Here is a 15897-nt window from a genome sequence, read left to right on the forward strand (position 1 = left end):
TTGGGATGAAAGAGGACTTCCTCAAATATCAGGCACAGACTTCCCTATATCCATTGGCAATGGAAATCTCACATGCCAAGGGCAGCTATATTTATGATGTTCAAGGAAATACCCATTTGGATTTTGTTGCAGGAGTATCGGCCTGCAGCTTAGGACATTGTCATCCAAAAGTAGTTGAGGCCATTAAAAAACAGGCCGATGAATATATGCATGTGATGGTGTATGGCGAATATGCACAATCCCCTGCCATCGAATATGCAAAACTGTTGCAACAAAACCTCCCCCCCAATCTTGAAGTTACCTATTTGGTCAATTCGGGAACGGAGGCCATGGAAGGGGCCCTAAAACTGGCTCGACGATATACGGGCAGATCGCAAATTATTGCAGCCCATAACGCCTATCACGGTAACACGATGGGCAGTTTGAGCCTCATGGACTATGAGGAAAGAAAAGCGCCATTTAGACCCTTAATCCCGGATGTACACCACATACGATTTAATCAAGATGAGGATATCAATTTGATTACCGAAAAAACCGCCTGTGTAGTGCTTGAAACCATACAGGGTGGCGCCGGATTTATAGTGCCCGAAAACGACTATTTAAAAAAAATAAGTAAAAAGTGCAAAGAGGTAGGTGCCCTATTGATTTTGGATGAAATACAACCTGGTTTTGGAAGAACGGGAAAACTATTTGCCTTTGAACATTTTAACTGTGCCCCGGATATACTGGTAATTGGCAAAGGAATGGCCTCAGGAATGCCCGTAGGTGCCTTTATTGCGGGTCGCACCATTATGGACACTTTAAGCGATGGCCCAAAAATGGGGCATATCACCACGTTTGGGGGCAACCCCGTCATTGCCGCCGCTAGCCTTGCAACACTTCAAGTACTCCTGGATACACCCTTGATTGCGGAAACCCTTGAAAAGGAAAAATTGTTCAGGGAAACCCTGACCCATCCCAAAATCAAGGAAATTAGGGGAAAAGGGCTAATGCTGGCCTTAATCATGGAAACTCCGGAAATAGCGGATAGATTGGTTTTGACAGCCAAGGAAAACAACCTCATTCTATTTTGGCTACTTTTTGAAAAAAGGGCCGTTCGCATTTCCCCGCCTTTAACCATTTCTAAGGAAGAAATTTTAGTAGGATGTAAGGTTATTCTTGATATTCTTGACGGAATCTGACAATAACATGTTAACTAATTTGTTAATAATATAGATGGAATAGATTGAGCTTCGCACCTAAAAAGTTTAATTTTAAATCCATAGTTAAACCAAAACGTTCCTATGGCGTTAGAATCTAACGAAAGACCTGACAAGCCCATTACCAAGTTTGAATCGATGCTCAAGACCGATGATGTCTATTTTTTTGACGCTGAGGACTTTGAGGACATAATACATTACTATCTCAACAATGGTAAGATTTCTTTGGCTAAAAAGGGGATTAAAATAGGTTTACAACAACACCCGGGTTCCATAGAACTTAAACTTTTACAGGTGGAGGTGTTGGTATTTGAAAACCATTTGGAGAATGCGGAGAAGTTATTGGATGAATTGGAGTTGTTAGATATGAACAACGAAGAAATTTACATCCAAAGGGCCAATATATTTTCCAAAAAGGACAATCACGAAGCGGCAGTTTCCCTACTTCAAAAGGCACTGGAGTTTACTTCGGATTCTTTTGACATCTATTCCTTGCTGGGCATGGAATATTTGTTCATGGACGACTTTAAATTGGCCAAGGAAAGTTTTATGAAATGTGTGGAGTTCGATAATGAGGATTACTCTTCGCTTTATAACGTCATCTACTGTTTTGAATTTTTGGAGGACTATGACGGGGCCATATATTACCTGAACGAATACTTGGACAAAAACCCCTATTGCCAAGTAGCTTGGCACCAATTGGGTAAACAGTACTATGAGAAACATATGTATCAAGAAGCCCTCACCTCATTTGACTTTGCCATTATTTCAGATGATTCCTTCATTGGCGCCTATTTTGAAAAAGGCAAAGTGTTGGAGAAACTCGGGAATTATGCGGAGGCCATTGAAAATTATGAGACCACCATCACTATAGAGGACCCTACTTCACATGCCTTTCTTCGCATAGGGAAATGCTACGAAAAGTTGAAAAACAAGGAAATGGCAAAGTACTATTTTTACCAAACCGTTCATGAAGATCCCTTGCTGGACAAAGGTTGGTTGGCCATTACGAACTTTTACTACAACAACAAAAACTACGAAAAGGCACTTTATTATATAAACAAGGCATTGAACATTGATGGGGAAAACCCACTGTATTGGAAAAAATGTGCCAACATCAATTTTGCCTTAGAGAATTATGACCAAGCCGATTTCGCCTACAAACAAGTGGTGGATTTAGGAAACTATGAATTGGAAACATGGTTAAAGTGGGCCGATGTTGCCCATTTTAATGGCGACACCTTGTCCGCCTTACAAATTCTCTCACAAGGGCGGGAATTTTATCCAAAAAATCTTAAGATAATCTATAAATCTGTTGGGTTCAATTTGATTCAAAAGGATTTCATCAACGCCAGAATCTGCCTTTTGGATGCCTTAAAACTGGATAAAAAACGCAAACAACTTCATCTTTTTAACAAACAATTTCCCCAATACAGCAATTCCGAATGGATTAATACTATTTTAGCAAACTACAAAAAAGCTTCTTGAAGTTTCACTCCAAAGATGTATGGGAAATAGAAATTTTTTAGAGTATGTATTTATCACACTCAAAGGAATGGCCATGGGTGCCGCTGATGTTGTGCCCGGCGTTTCAGGAGGTACGATCGCGTTTATATCAGGAATTTACGAAGAACTGATCACAGCTATCAACAACATCAATCTTGGACTATTGAAAACCTGGAGAACCAATGGTTTTAAATCTGTTTGGAAGATTGTCAATGGAAATTTTCTACTCGCACTTTTTACCGGTATTTTTATAAGCCTCTTTTCTTTGGCCACTTTGGTAAGTTGGTTGTTGGATAACCAGCCGGTGTTGCTTTGGTCCTTCTTTTTTGGGTTGGTGTTGGCCAGTGTCTTTTTTGTAGGCAAGGAAATCAAACAATGGAATTTGGGAATCGTCTTTTCTTTGATTATGGGAGCCTTGGTGGCCTTTTACATTACCACTCTTCCACCCAGCGACAATATTGAAAGCCTTCCGTATCTCTTTATTTCTGGGGCATTGGCCGTTTGCGCCATGATATTGCCCGGAATCTCCGGGGCCTTTATTCTGGTGCTTTTAGGATCGTACAAAACCATATTGGATGCGGTCCACAGCAGGGATTTTGCGGTAATTATAACGGTTGCTCTAGGCGCTGTTTTTGGACTTTTAAGTTTCGCCCGATTGTTAAAATGGATGTTCACCCACTATAAGAACATTACGTTGGCCATACTTACCGGTTTTATTCTGGGATCGCTCAATAAAATATGGCCTTGGAAACGCATCTTGGAAACCAAGGTATTTGGAAATAAAACGGTTGTAATAGATACGAATACATCTCCCTTGAATTATGATGGAGACCCTCAAATATTATATGCCATCATTGCAGCCCTCATAGGTTTTTCCCTTATTTTTATCTTGGAAAGAACAGCTTCCAAAAAGTAAGTGAGGTCCCAAATGAACGATACTAGAACTTTACTGGATAAACTATTTTTAGTGGTCAAAGGGCTATGTATGGGCGCTGCCAACAAGGTACCTGGAGTTTCAGGTGGCATTGTGGCCTTTGTAGCCGGTTTTTACGAAGAATTCATATACTCACTTCAAAAAGTAAACATAAAGGCCTTTAAACTATTGATAAGTGGCCGTTTCAAAAGCTTTTATAGATATATCAACGGCCCATTTCTCACTTTATTGATTTTTGGGATGTTGGTAAGCTACTTCAGCGTTTCCAAGGTACTCGATTATTTTCTGGTGAAAAAGGAACTTTATGTTTGGGCCGCTTTCTTTGGGATGATCGTAGGCTCTATTTATTATATAGGCAAGGACTTTGGCCATTGGACGAAAAAGACGGTTTCCGCTGCTCTTTTTGGACTGGTTGTAGGGGTCGCCATTAGCTTTTTAAGTCCGGCAAAGGAAAATGACAACCTATTTTTTATTTTCTTTTGTGGAATGATCAGTGTTTCCGGCATGACGCTTCCCGGATTATCTGGCTCGTTCATTCTTATTTTGCTCGGGAATTATGTACTGCTCTTGGTAGATTCCGTGAACGCGCTCTATGATACTTTTTCCGAAATATTTGTGGGGGATTTTAGTTTCGTCTCCAATGCGGAACGCCTGAGGACACTAAAAATCCTGGCCGTGTTCACCTTAGGTTCCGCTACAGGTTTGGTGACACTGTCCCATATTCTCAGCTATGTGCTCAAACATTATAAACACATTTCTACGGCGGTCATCCTAGGGTTCATAACTGGGTCCTTGGGCGTTGTATGGCCTTGGAAAAAAACAATTTTTAAGGAGGATGCAGAGGGAAACATCCTTTTGGACTCCAATGGAAAGGAGATAATAATAAACTATGAACGCTATCTTCCAGATGTTGGATTGTCCGAAACTTGGTGGGCCTTCTTCTTTATAATTCTGGGTATTAGTATTTTATTACTTTTGGATTGGTATGGAAAAAACAGGAAACGGTTTGCGTAGGTTCGGTTTGATTGGTAGAAATATCTCCTACTCCTTCTCAAGAGGCTATTTTGCCAAGAAATTTAAAGCGCTTGGTCTGGAAAACCATCGGTATGAAAACTTTGATATCCAATCCATTGATGAATTTACGTCGGTTATTTCCAATATCGAAAACCTCATCGGCTTAAACGTTACCATTCCCTACAAACAGGAGGTAATCCCATTTTTAGATGAACTTGATGCTTCAGCGGCTCAAATCGGTGCAGTTAACACCATAAAAATAGAAGAGGGTCATTTAAAGGGCTACAATACCGATGCTTATGGTTTTCAAAAATCCTTGGAGCCCTTTTTAAAAACCTATCATACGAAAGCCCTAATCTTGGGAACTGGTGGCGCATCCAAAGCCATTGCCTTTGTCCTCGAAAAATTGAGCATTGATTTTTCATTCGTTTCCAGAACCTCTAAATCTGGTGGGCTTACCTACGAAAAACTATCGGAAGCAATTGTAAATGACCATTTGTTGATCATAAACTGTACTCCATTGGGTACATTCCCCAATGTAGAGGATAAACCCGCCATACCCTATGAATTTTTAGGCCCCCAACACCTTTTGTTCGATTTGATATACAATCCGGTAAAAACAGAATTTTTAAACTTGGGAGAGGCCAAGGGCGCCAGTATTTTGAACGGTTTAAGTATGTTGGAGCTACAGGCGGAAAGGGCCTGGGAAATCTGGAACGAATAGTATCCTGGTGCTGTATCAGAAATTTCTATAGCCCAACTCCTATTGGGACTTTTACCGTTTTTTAAAGAAATGAGCGTCCTCTAGACCAACAAAAAGAAATCTCATAAACTTTGCAGTTATATAGGTTGTCACTATCTTGTGGACACCTAATTTTCCATGATGTCTGAAGAAAACGAGAAAAAAGCAACCGAAGAAAACGTAGCCGAGGAAAAAACCGAAATCACAAACCCGGAGGAATCCGTTCAGGATGAGTCCGTTGTTGGGGAAGTAAAAGAAAGTGCTGAAAAAGAAAGTACGGAACCGGTAAAAGTAAGCATGGAACCGGTAAAGGAAGTCGATGTCCTAGATGAAATCGATGAAAGTAATGCAGAGGATGCCGAGGATACGGAAAACCAAAAGAGACATGAAATTCCATTATTGGATTACCACTCCATGTCCATGGAAAATCTCGTTGGCGAGCTTCAAAAACTGGTACGGAATGAAAAGGTCCAGGCCATTAGAAAGCACGTGGATTCCATTAAGGATGAGTTCAATCTAAAGTTTCAGGATTTTATCGAGCAAAAAAAGGAAGATTTCGTGGCCAATGGAGGTAATGAAATCGACTTTAAATACAATTCCGTCACCAAGCGACAGTTCAATGAGGTCTATACGGATTACAAGGAAAAAAGAAATCAGTATTATAAGAACCTCGAGAAAAACCATAATGAGAATTTGGCGTATCGATTGGAGCTTATAGAAAACCTGAAAGGGCTTGTGAACGTGGACGAAGATATGAACACTACCTACAAGACCTTTAAGGAGATTCAGGAAAAATGGCGTAATGCAGGTCCCGTTCCTAGGGCGGAATACAACAATGTCTGGCGTACCTATCACCACCATATTGAAATATTTTATGATTTTCTACACCTAAATCGGGAGCTTAGAGATCTAGACTTTAAACACAATCTGGAAGAAAAATTGAAGATTGTGGAGCGCGCCGAGGCACTAGCCGTTGAGCCCGACTTGAACAAGGCCTTTAGGGAGCTTCAAGTGCTTCATAAAATCTGGAAAGAGGATATTGGTCCTGTTGGAAAAGAACACAGGGAAGACGTATGGGACCGATTCAGTGGCGCTACCAAGGTCATACATGAAAGAAGACAGGAATACTTCAAAGAGCTGGACAAACTCAGTGAAAAGAACCTTGAAAGGAAAAATGAAATTATACAGGAAATACTAAAACTTTCCGAAAACGTATCCAATAACCATGGGGGCATCCAAAAGCAGATCAAGCATTTGGAGGAATTAAGGGATCTTTTTTTTAAGGCAGGAAAAGTGCCTCAAAAAGACAATGAAAAGACGTGGAGCACCTTTAAGAACGCCGTACGATCCTTTAACAGAAACAAAAACGCCTTTTATAAAAACCTTAAGAAGGACCAACAAGACAATCTAGATAAGAAGAGGGCCTTATTGGATATAGCGGTTTCCTTAAAGGATAGCGAGGATTTTGAGACGGCCACAAATGAAATGAAGCGTATTCAAGGCGAATGGAAAAAAATTGGGCATGTGCCCAGAAAATATTCGGATAAACTTTGGAAAGATTTCAAGAACGCCTGTAACCATTATTTTGATAGATTACATGCTTCCAAGAATGACTCCTATAAGGAAGAATTGGAGAACCTTGACAAAAAAGAAGCCATTCTCAAGAATCTTAAAGAATTTAAGCTAAGCGGTAAAAAGGAAAATGATATTAAGGAAATCCAAAAAATGCTGGATGCATGGAAGGTAATTGGCCATGTCCCCTTTAAACAAAAAATTATCAATCAAAAGTTCAATAAAATAATCGATGCGCTATTCACCAAATTGAATGTAAGCCCCCAAGAATCGGAATTGCTAAAGTACGGTAACAAAATCCAAAAGCTCAAGGAGGACGACAATCAAGAACTGGCCATTCAGAAGGAACGAAGCTTCATCAAGAAAAAAATCGAGGATAGTAAAAATGAAATAAGACAGCTAGAAAATAATCTCCAATTTTTCTCTGATGATTCTGAAAACAATCCTTTGGTTCAAGATGTAATAAACAGGGTAGAAAAACACAAAGAAGCCCTGGATTCCTGGAAAACAAAGCTTAAAAAATTGAATATTTTGAGGAACAACCTAGAAAAGGATGCGGAAGAAGAAAGTGATTTTCCTAAGGAGGAGTAAATAAAAACCTCCTTTTAATTTAACTTTTTCCCTAACTTCCACTCACTATTCCCCAAAAAAACAGGAGTATGAAATGTACTTTAATTTACCCTTTAATGGTACTATTTGCCCTTGGAATGATAGGCTGTAATTCTGGAAAGGAAAGAACGGAGGGACCATTGTCCAAAATAGATTGGAGCAACAAAGAGGTAAATCTGGACCAAAGGGATTCATTGATTACTGGCAAAAGCTATCTATCCGTTTATTCCCAAATATATAGTTACACGGAACACACCTCCATCGATTTGACCGCTACGGTTAGCATGCGAAATATAAATGCAGCCAGGAAACTATATCTACTAAAGGCGGATTATTTTGATACGAAAGGAAACAGAATACACTCCTATATTGAAAAGCCAATAGAAATTTCCGAATTGGAAACCTTGGAAATAGTGATTGCGGAATTTGACAGACAAGGAGGTACGGGAGCAAATTTTATTTTCGAATGGGCTATTGAACCTCAAAGCGCACCCCCTATTTTTGAGGCAGTAATGATTTCCACCTATGGCCAACAGGGATTATCGTTTACCACGCAAGGACATCAAATAAAATAAATTGAAAGAAATAGTTACTACCATTCTTTTTCTTATCGCCGTAATCGACCCAGTTGGTTCGGTTCCTGTATATTTGGAAGCCACCAAACATTTTGATAGGTTCCACAAAAGAAAGATTGCCATAAGAGCATCTTTTGTGGCGTTCATCATTTTATTGTTTTTTATTGTGATTGGCCAACTTATTCTAGAGGGAATGGAGATTTCTTTGGACGCTTTTCAAGTTTCTGGCGGAGTAATTCTATTCCTTTTCGCATTGACCATGATTTTTGGAGATGGAAAACCAGAATCGGAAAAACATTTAATCTCGGATTACAAACATGTTACCATCTTCCCAGTTGCGATTCCCAGCATCGCTTCCCCAGGTGCAATAATGGCCGTCGTTTTGATGACCGACAATCATAAATACAGTCTTGAACAACAGGTAATTACTACCATTTTGGTCTTGGTAGTCATATTACTGACCTGTTTGTTGTTGCTTGCGGCCAACATGGTGCAAAAAAGAATTGGCGAATATGGCATCACGGTGATCAGTAAGATTATGGGGCTTATTTTAGCATCGTATGCCGTTCAGAGTATTTTGGATGGACTTAAGGATTTTTTCCATTTTTAGAATTATACCTAATGGTCAAAAGCAAGGTTTTTATTCTTCCATTGTTAATTTGGGTTCTCTTTTTCTACAACGACCGAATACATTTTAGTTTTGATGCTCTAAACAGACCCTCGCAATTACTCAAGTCGGTTGAACCGCAGGATTCCATTCAAAATAAGGCCTTTGCCGTTTTGGATTCTAAATGCAATTTCTGCCATATCACAAGGAAAAGGCTTGATCATTTTACAATGGACAATATGAACGGTCTAATACCCAAAATTAATGAGCAGGTCTTCGTAAAAAACAAGATGCCCAAAGGAAAAAATAACGTCCTCACAATAGGAGAAAAAAATTTACTATTGCTATGGATCAATAAGGAATCTCAAAATTAAAAAGGGGGCTCTTAAAAGCCCCCTTAACATATTTATTTCGCAACGTTTACAGCTCTGGTTTCCCTAATTACCGTAACCTTTACCTGTCCTGGATAGGTCATGTCCGTTTGTATTTTTTGGGATATCTCAAAGGATAGTTGCGCGGCCTTCTCATCGCTGACCTTTTCGCTTTCCACGATCACCCTTAACTCCCTACCGGCCTGGATGGCGTATGCCTTTTGAACACCTCCAAAACCAAAGGCTATCTCTTCCAGGTCCTTCAGACGTTGAATATAAGAATCCAATACCTGCCTTCTTGCACCGGGACGTGCACCGCTAATGGCATCACAAACTTGTACAATAGGTGAAATTAGGGTCTTCATTTCAATTTCATCATGGTGGGCTCCAATGGCGTTACAAACTTCTGGTTTTTCACCATATTTCTCCGCCCATTGCATGCCCAATATTGCGTGTGGGGTTTCCATCTCCGCCTCTGTGTTGGGAACCTTTCCAATATCGTGCAGTAAACCCGCTCTTTTGGCAATTTTGGCATTAAGGCCCAATTCCGAAGCCATAACACCACACAGTTTGGCGACCTCACGTGAATGCTGCAACAAGTTTTGACCGTAAGAAGACCTATATTTCATTCTACCTACCGCTTTGATCAATTCTGGGTGTAGTCCGTGGATGCCCAGATCTATAACGGTTCGTTTACCTATTTCAATGATTTCGGCCTCTATTTGCTTTTCTGTCTTTTTAACGACCTCCTCGATCCTCGCAGGATGTATTCTTCCATCGGTCACCAACTTATGTAAGGACAATCTGGCAACCTCTCTCCTTACCGAATCAAAACAAGATAAAATAATGGCCTCTGGCGTGTCATCTACAATAATTTCAACACCTGTAGCGGATTCCAACGCTCTAATGTTTCTTCCTTCCCTACCTATTATACGACCTTTAACATCATCAGACTCTATATTGAAAACAGACACGCAGTTCTCCACAGCTTCCTCGGTACCGATTCTTTGGATGGTATTGATAACAATTTTTCTCGCCTCCTGTTGTGCCGTAAGCTTGGCTTCTTCCAAAGTGGTCTGTATATAACCCATGGCATCAGACTTGGCCGTATCCCTTAGGCTTGCTATCAATTGGCTTTTTGCCTCATCTGCAGAAAGGCCGGAAATGACCTCCAATTGCTGGACCTGGCTTTTGTGTAGCTTATCTACCTCTGCCTGCTTCTTTTCAAAGAACTCCTTGGTATGCTCCACTTCCTTGATCTTATTTTCCAATTGGGAATTCAACTGTTTATTCTTGGCAAGCTCGCTACTAACTTGTGACTCCTTGTCTCGCGTCCTTTTCTCGGCCTCGCCTATTTTCTTGTCCTTGCCGATAATCACCTTCTCATGTTCCGCTTTAAGCTCAAGGAATTTCTCCTTTGCCTGGAGTATTTTGTCCTTTTTAATGTTTTCACCCTCTATCTTTGCCTCCTTTAAAATTTGGGCCGCATCCTTCCTGGCGTTTGCTATGGTCTTGGAAGCCTTGCCCTTTTCCATAAACTTGGCAACGGCAAAACCAATGGCCAAACCAACAATACCAGCTATTATAATCATTGTACTATCCATAGTTTTATATTTAAAAAAAAGCCCACATTGGAGAAGTTTTGTACAAACTCCGATAAACAGGTTTAGGGCTAACAGGCTGATCAAGGATCCTTATACTAGTAAGGCTTGCTTTTACAACCTAAACTCACCCTTTTTAACTTAATTAATGTTGAGTTCGTCAAAAGGTATTACCAATGTGGGCAGTAACTTAATGTATTTAAAAGAACGTCTTTATTTTGATGCAAGCTGTAGGTTCACCAATTCCGCAAGCGCCTTTAAGCGCTCCTCCGCTTCCTCGGTTCCCTTTGTCTGTTCTATTCCCTTCTGCTCAATTTTTGAGGCAAACTGCAAGGCACACATGGCCAATACATCCTGCTTATCGCGCACGGCATAGTTCTGCTCAAACTTTTTGGCCAATTGTTCAATATTTTTGGCCGCCCTTCTCAAACCCTCTTCCTGACTAGGGTCTATGGTCAATGGGTAGACCCTATCCGCAATGGAGAGTTTTATTTTGAGCTTTTCAGACATACTATATTACATTATTCCGACAGTTGGGCTATACAATAATCCAACTCCCTTATCAATGTATTTATTTTAAGCTTAGCTTCTGTTTTGTTTGTATTACTGCCAAGCATTGAATTTGCTAGTTTGAGCGAATTATATTTCTCCTCCCATTCAGACACTGTTTTCTGTGCGTTCTCCTGATTGGATCTTATATGTTTTAATTCATTCTCCAACGTCTTATTAGCCTTGTCCAAAACCTCCATTCTATGGAGCAACTTGCTAATTTTATTCTCTAAGGAATCAACGATTTGAATTAATTCGCCCATACAAAAATTCGATGCGATTTACACAAAGTTAACATTCGTTTATAGACTTAGCAATACTTTTTAAAAATAATCTTTTAGGTACATCACCAACATCCCTAAACAGTAGTGATACCACGACTTGTATATTTTTGGCCCCTACAACTTTCCTCAATTGAAGCCTATTATTTATTTTCGTAACAACTTAGCGTTCCTATGAAAAGATTTACCCTTGGACTCATCCTATTATTTTCATTATTTGGTTATTGTCAGGAGAACTATCCCCAGGATGCCTTTAGGTCTCCACTAGATGTTCCACTCATACTGGCAGGCACGTTTGGCGAACTTCGCTCCAATCATTTTCATGGAGGTATCGACATTAAGACCCAGCAACGCGAAGGACTTCCCGTTTACGGAATCGCAGAAGGCACAATTACTAGGATTAAGGTTTCATTATGGGGCTATGGCAAAGTACTGTACATTGCCCATCCCAATGGATATACATCCGTTTACGGTCACTTACAGAAGTTTTCCCCAAAAATTGAGGAATATGTAAAAAAGCTTCAATATGAAAAGAAATCCTATGAAGTGGAGACCTTTCCGGATTATGGAGAACTAAAGATCGAGAAAGGAGAGCTAATAGCCTATAGCGGAAATACCGGGGGCTCCGCAGGCCCGCACCTGCATTTTGAAATACGCAGCAGCATTTCAGAAAAACCAACCAATCCCATGCTATATGGTATAGATATCCCGGATGCTACAAATCCTACCTTGGAAAAGCTTTTTGTTTACCCACTTTCCGGAAACTCCCAAGTGAACCAAAGTAGGGAAAGGGTACAGGTCAATTTTAGTCGGCAACCGGATGGCACATATCTAGCGAGCACAGTAAATGCCTTGGGAAAAATAGGTATCGGTTTTGTAGGTTTTGATCGTCTGGACATGGCCGCAAACAAGAATGGGGTCTACGCTGTGTCACTTTCGGTAAACGGAAAAACATATTGCTCCTATGATTTTGAATCGTTTTCTTTTGGGGAGACCCGGTATATCAATACGCTTATCGACTATGATTATCTTGGAAGATATAGGGAGCGCATCCAGAAATTGTTCAAATCCCCAGGAAATTACCTGAGTATATACGAGGAAGTTTACAACAACGGCATCATTGATGTAAGCGAAGGACTAAGCTACAACCTGCAATTAAAGGTGTCAGATTTTAAAGGTAACAAGGTTATCCTGAATATCCCTGTGGAGGGAAAAAAGGAAGAAATCAAAATTGACAAAGAGGATGATAGGACAGATTACTATGTAATCGCAAAAAAGCCCAATAACTTTGATTTGGGCGGGGCAAAGGTTTTCTTTCCTGAAAATACTTTTTATGAGGACTTTTATATCGATTTAAAAAAAGGTCGGGATACCGTTACCATCCATAGAAATACGGTACCAGCCCATCGTAATTTTACCATCACATTTGATGTGGAGCGCTATTCAGAAGAAGAAAGGAAGCAGACGTTCATTGCCAGGTTGGACGATAGATTAAACCCTAGGTATTTAAATACCTATAAACGAGGAAATACATTTACGGCCAGGACAAGAGACCTTGGCACCTATACCTTGGCAAAGGATACCGTTCCACCTACCATACGAACAAAAAACTTCAAGGAAAAACAATGGCTGAACAATTACAGATATCTTAGTGTCCATATTTCAGACGACCTCAGCGGGGTGGACAGCTATTCCGCCACACTGAACGGCGAATGGATTTTGATGGAATATGAACCAAAAACAAATACGCTTACCTATAATTTCGACGATAAGATTTTGGATAAAAAGCAATGTGTCCTTGAAGTTAACGTTACTGATAATGTGGGCAATAAAAGTACCTTGTCCACACCTTTTTATAGAAACTAAAGTCTTTGAAGCTTAGGAACATCATTTTCGTCCCAATACTGCTTTTATGCCTTATTGGGACTGCCCAAACTGCCTCTATAACGGGAATTGTGCTGGATGAGGAAAACAATCCCCTTCCCAACACTGAAATTAGTTCTGGCACAACAAGGATATTTTCAGATGAAACGGGCTTTTATCTTATGGAACTGGTTTCCGATGTTGAAATGACCATCACCTTTGCGCATATTGGCCATCAAAAGGTCATTCTGGAAAATTTACTGTTGAACACCAACGAAACTTATGAATTTCACCCGGTTTTAAAAACCGATGCACTTCAAGTAGATGAAGTTACCGTTACGGCCAATGGAAATAGGGAACCTAATGAAATACTTTCCATTTCTCCCGAAAAAATCCGAAAGATACCGGGAGCAAATGCCGGTGTTGAAAACGTTCTAAAGCTATTACCTGGCGTAACCTCCAACAACGAATTGAGCACCCAATATTCCGTGCGCGGTGGAAATTATGACGAGAATTTGGTCTATATCAATGAAATTGAGGTATATAGGCCTTTTATGGTCCGTTCCGCGCAACAGGAGGGGCTTAGTTTTGTCAATAGTGACCTTGTTCAGGATGTCATGTTTTCACCGGGGGGGTTTCAAGCAAAATATGGTGACAAACTATCCTCGGTATTGGATATCAAATACAAAATACCAACAAGTTTTAACATTATGGGGGATTTTAGTTTTTTGGGTGCCAGTGTGGCTATGGATACGCGCTCCAAGAAAAAACGGTTGAGCTCAACATCGGGCTTTCGCTATCGCAATAATGCCCTATTGCTGAACAGTCTACAGACACAGGGCAGTCTACAGCCCACCTTTACAGATTTTCAAAGTTTTGTAACCTATCAGGTTTCCAACAAATTCAACCTAAACTTCTTGGGAAATCTATCGGTCAACAATTATAAAAATGAACCGAGACAAAGACAGACGAACTTTGGGACCATAACGGACCCTAAGGCATTGACCGTTTTTTACGAGGGAAGGGAAAACAATCGTTTTGCGACCGCCTTGGGAGCCATCAAGGGAAATTACTATTTGAACGATAATACCGCCTTAAAGATCATCGCATCCATGTATCATACCACAGAGGAAGAATATTCTGATATAATAGCGAGCTACAGGCTAGGAGAAGTTGATAGTAACCTGGGAAGCGATGAATTTGGACAACCAACCAATAGCCGCGGAGTGGGTTCACAGTTCAATAGGGCCCGGAACGATTTGGACGCACTCATATTTAATTTTTCCCATAGAGGCATCTACCAAAAAAACAAAGTGAGGATGGAATGGGGCTTAAAGTATACACATGAGGATATCAGGGACCAACTTCGGGAATCTGAATTTATAGATTCTTTGGGATTTTCGGTTAGGCCGCCAGGCACGCCTTTTGCAAACAACCAACCCGAAGAACCCTTTATAGCTCCCTTAGAGGCCTATCAAAGTATAAATGCCCTGAATTTCGTTAAGACCAATAGATTTTCTGGATTTCTTCAAATGGGAGCCCAAACGGATTGGAAGTCGAACGTTCTGTACTACAATCTAGGAATTAGGGCCCACTACTGGACGGTCAGTGGAAGGAATGTGGAAAAAGTATCGCATATGACACTGAGTCCCAGGATTCAAATTGCCTTAAAGCCCAACTGGAAGCGCGACATGTTGTTCAGAATTGCAGCAGGCATCTACCAGCAACCCCCTTTTTACAGGGAACTAAGGGATAGTACAGGTACTATAAACCCTAATGTGGAGGCCCAAAAATCCCTTCACATCGTAGCAGGTAACGAGTATAGTTTCCTACTTTGGAATCGCCCATTTTCCTTAACAAGTGAAGGGTATTATAAAAAACTGACACAGGTAAATCCCTATACACTAGAGGATGTACGAATAAGATACAGTGCCAATAACAATGCCGAGGCTTACGTATACGGGGCTGAACTTCGACTTAACGGGGCCTTTGTCCCAGGAACAGAATCTTGGGTAAGCTTGGGCTATATGGAAACAAAGGAAAATAGAAATAACCGTGGCTATATTTCCAGGCCGACCGATCAAAGGTTGAAAATGGGTATTTTATTCCAAGACTACATTCCCAATATGCCAGAGTTGAAAATGTATTTGAATCTGGTGTACGCTACTGGAGTACCGGGAGGGTCCCCTAGTTACGCCGATCCTTATATTTTTCAGAATAGATTAAGAGATTATAAACGTGCCGATTTAGGAATTTCCTATATTTTTGCCGATAAGAGTAAGAACTATCCCGAAAGTAATTGGTTACATGCTTTCAAGAATTTAAGTGTCGGTTTTGAAATATTCAATATGTTCAACAATCAAAACTCGATAACCAATACGTGGGTGAGGGACGTGGATAGCAAAACTGAGTTTGCAATACCCAACTATCTTACATCCAGAGTTTTAAATCTGAGAGTACAAATGCGATTGTGA

The 15897-nt window shown here is 40.4% G+C and carries 14 protein-coding genes and 1 other RNA gene; 11 read left to right on the forward strand and 4 right to left on the reverse strand.

Annotated elements, in window-relative coordinates; all coding sequences use genetic code 11:
* Positions 1-5: 5 nt before the first annotated feature.
* The 9 genes from DZC72_RS14760 (at position 6) to DZC72_RS17835 (ending at position 9132) form a co-directional block, all read left to right on the forward strand.
* Positions 6-1181, forward strand: coding sequence for an aspartate aminotransferase family protein (locus DZC72_RS14760; protein ID WP_125223669.1), 1176 nt, complete (start codon positions 6-8; stop codon positions 1179-1181).
* A 102-nt stretch (positions 1182-1283) separates the two neighbouring features.
* Positions 1284-2687, forward strand: coding sequence for a tetratricopeptide repeat protein (locus DZC72_RS14765; RefSeq protein ID WP_125223670.1), 1404 nt, complete (start codon positions 1284-1286; stop codon positions 2685-2687).
* Positions 2688-2706: 19 nt separating this feature from the next.
* Positions 2707-3621 carry a DUF368 domain-containing protein gene (locus DZC72_RS14770; RefSeq protein ID WP_125223671.1) on the forward strand — a complete coding sequence of 305 codons (915 nt, stop codon included), beginning with the start codon at positions 2707-2709 and terminating at the stop codon, positions 3619-3621.
* 12 nt (positions 3622-3633) lie between these two features.
* Entirely contained in the window at positions 3634-4653 is a 1020-nt protein-coding gene (locus DZC72_RS14775; RefSeq protein ID WP_125223672.1) for a DUF368 domain-containing protein, read from the forward strand.
* Positions 4625-5377: a shikimate dehydrogenase family protein gene (locus DZC72_RS14780; RefSeq protein WP_125223673.1), complete on the forward strand. Its 753-nt coding sequence runs from the start codon at positions 4625-4627 to the stop codon at positions 5375-5377. Before DZC72_RS14775 ends, DZC72_RS14780 begins: the two co-directional genes overlap by 29 nt.
* A gap of 159 nt (positions 5378-5536) precedes the next feature.
* Positions 5537-7558 (forward strand): DUF349 domain-containing protein, encoded by a 2022-nt coding sequence (locus DZC72_RS14785; RefSeq protein WP_125223741.1) that lies wholly within the window; start codon positions 5537-5539, stop codon positions 7556-7558.
* A 68-nt stretch (positions 7559-7626) separates the two neighbouring features.
* Positions 7627-8151: a DUF3124 domain-containing protein gene (locus DZC72_RS14790; protein ID WP_125223674.1), complete on the forward strand. Its 525-nt coding sequence runs from the start codon at positions 7627-7629 to the stop codon at positions 8149-8151.
* Between the two features lies 1 nt (position 8152).
* Positions 8153-8761 carry a MarC family protein gene (locus DZC72_RS14795; protein ID WP_125223675.1) on the forward strand — a complete coding sequence of 203 codons (609 nt, stop codon included), beginning with the start codon at positions 8153-8155 and terminating at the stop codon, positions 8759-8761.
* 11 nt (positions 8762-8772) lie between these two features.
* The gene (locus tag DZC72_RS17835; RefSeq protein WP_165869333.1) at positions 8773-9132 is read left to right on the forward strand and encodes a hypothetical protein; all 360 of its coding nucleotides are present in this window, start codon (positions 8773-8775) and stop codon (positions 9130-9132) included.
* A gap of 32 nt (positions 9133-9164) precedes the next feature.
* Here the strand turns inward: DZC72_RS17835 and rny are convergent, their stop codons facing one another.
* From rny to DZC72_RS18120, 4 genes are all read right to left on the reverse strand, one after another.
* Positions 9165-10733, reverse strand: coding sequence for a ribonuclease Y (rny, locus tag DZC72_RS14800; RefSeq protein ID WP_125223676.1), 1569 nt, complete (start codon positions 10731-10733; stop codon positions 9165-9167).
* A 44-nt stretch (positions 10734-10777) separates the two neighbouring features.
* Positions 10778-10887: non-coding RNA, 6S RNA (ssrS, locus tag DZC72_RS14805), on the reverse strand.
* Between the two features lie 56 nt (positions 10888-10943).
* Positions 10944-11240, reverse strand: coding sequence for a cell division protein ZapA (locus tag DZC72_RS14810; protein WP_099543441.1), 297 nt, complete (start codon positions 11238-11240; stop codon positions 10944-10946).
* An 11-nt stretch (positions 11241-11251) separates the two neighbouring features.
* Positions 11252-11542, reverse strand: coding sequence for a hypothetical protein (locus DZC72_RS18120; protein WP_099543444.1), 291 nt, complete (start codon positions 11540-11542; stop codon positions 11252-11254).
* A gap of 192 nt (positions 11543-11734) precedes the next feature.
* Between DZC72_RS18120 and DZC72_RS14820 the strand changes: the two genes are divergently transcribed.
* The gene (locus tag DZC72_RS14820) at positions 11735-13426 is read left to right on the forward strand and encodes a M23 family metallopeptidase (RefSeq protein WP_125223677.1); all 1692 of its coding nucleotides are present in this window, start codon (positions 11735-11737) and stop codon (positions 13424-13426) included.
* Between the two features lie 5 nt (positions 13427-13431).
* Positions 13432-15897 carry a TonB-dependent receptor gene (locus DZC72_RS14825; protein WP_165869334.1) on the forward strand — a complete coding sequence of 822 codons (2466 nt, stop codon included), beginning with the start codon at positions 13432-13434 and terminating at the stop codon, positions 15895-15897.

Origin of the sequence: Maribacter algicola, from assembly GCF_003933245.1 — a bacterium.
Classification (GTDB): domain Bacteria; phylum Bacteroidota; class Bacteroidia; order Flavobacteriales; family Flavobacteriaceae; genus Maribacter; species Maribacter algicola.

Excerpts from the sequence above, each read along its gene's own strand:
- DZC72_RS18120 (WP_099543444.1), bottom strand. The coding sequence starts at position 11,542 with ATGGGCGAATTAATTCAAATCGTTGATTCCTTAGAGAATAAAATTAGC.
- DZC72_RS14780 (WP_125223673.1), top strand. The coding sequence starts at position 4,625 with ATGGAAAAAACAGGAAACGGTTTGCGTAGGTTCGGTTTGATTGGTAGA.
- DZC72_RS14790 (WP_125223674.1), top strand. The coding sequence starts at position 7,627 with ATGAAATGTACTTTAATTTACCCTTTAATGGTACTATTTGCCCTTGGA.
- DZC72_RS14785 (WP_125223741.1), top strand. The coding sequence starts at position 5,537 with ATGTCTGAAGAAAACGAGAAAAAAGCAACCGAAGAAAACGTAGCCGAG.
- DZC72_RS14770 (WP_125223671.1), top strand. The coding sequence starts at position 2,707 with ATGGGAAATAGAAATTTTTTAGAGTATGTATTTATCACACTCAAAGGA.
- DZC72_RS14810 (WP_099543441.1), bottom strand. The coding sequence starts at position 11,240 with ATGTCTGAAAAGCTCAAAATAAAACTCTCCATTGCGGATAGGGTCTAC.
- DZC72_RS14775 (WP_125223672.1), top strand. The coding sequence starts at position 3,634 with ATGAACGATACTAGAACTTTACTGGATAAACTATTTTTAGTGGTCAAA.
- DZC72_RS14760 (WP_125223669.1), top strand. The coding sequence starts at position 6 with ATGAAAGAGGACTTCCTCAAATATCAGGCACAGACTTCCCTATATCCA.
- rny (WP_125223676.1), bottom strand. The coding sequence starts at position 10,733 with ATGGATAGTACAATGATTATAATAGCTGGTATTGTTGGTTTGGCCATT.
- DZC72_RS14820 (WP_125223677.1), top strand. The coding sequence starts at position 11,735 with ATGAAAAGATTTACCCTTGGACTCATCCTATTATTTTCATTATTTGGT.
- DZC72_RS14765 (WP_125223670.1), top strand. The coding sequence starts at position 1,284 with ATGGCGTTAGAATCTAACGAAAGACCTGACAAGCCCATTACCAAGTTT.
- DZC72_RS17835 (WP_165869333.1), top strand. The coding sequence starts at position 8,773 with ATGGTCAAAAGCAAGGTTTTTATTCTTCCATTGTTAATTTGGGTTCTC.